Source organism: Bradyrhizobium sp. Kon37, assembly GCF_055807535.1.
The window spans coordinates 1-533 of sequence record NZ_JBVVOY010000113.1 but is presented as its reverse complement, the minus strand read 5'-3'; the positions used below and the strand labels follow the sequence as shown (position 1 = coordinate 533).

1 protein-coding gene is annotated in these 533 nt (G+C 65.7%); it reads right to left on the bottom strand.

All coding sequences use genetic code 11. The features are described from left to right. The coding region (locus tag AC0L3J_RS37335) for a hypothetical protein (RefSeq protein WP_473350424.1) at nucleotides 1-533 on the bottom strand (533 nt) is incomplete at both ends.

Sequence of the window (533 nt, the reverse complement as noted above, 5' to 3'; positions counted from 1 at the left end):
CCCTGGTCGATCGTCAGCGCGCCGTTCGCCAGCACTTCGATCGTGCCGGTGCTCGCATTCGTGATCGTCTCGTGGTCGAGCGCGTTACCCGTGCCGCTGACCTTGAAGGCCGCGTTGTTGTTCAGGATGCCGCCGCTCAGAACGGCGCCGCCGGTCAGGTCGATCTCGCCATTGCCGGTGACCGTGCCGGCCCCGCTGATCGTGGCGCCATTGATCGTCAGCTTGCCGTTGGCATCGACCGTGACGTTGCCGGTGTTGGCGACGGTTGAACTCTGGTCGATTGTCAGCGCGCCGCTGGCAAGCACCTCGATCGTGCCGGTGCTCGCATTCGTGATCGTCTCATGGTCCAGCGCGTTACCGGTGCCGCTGACCTTGAAGGCCGCATTGTTGTTCAGGATGCCGCCGCTCAGCACCGCAGCGCCGGTCAGATCGATCTCGCCGTTGCCGGTGACCGTGCCGGTGCCGCTGATCGTGGCCCCGTTCACCGTCAGCTTGCCGGTGGCGTCCACCGTGACGTTGCCGGCATTCGCAAC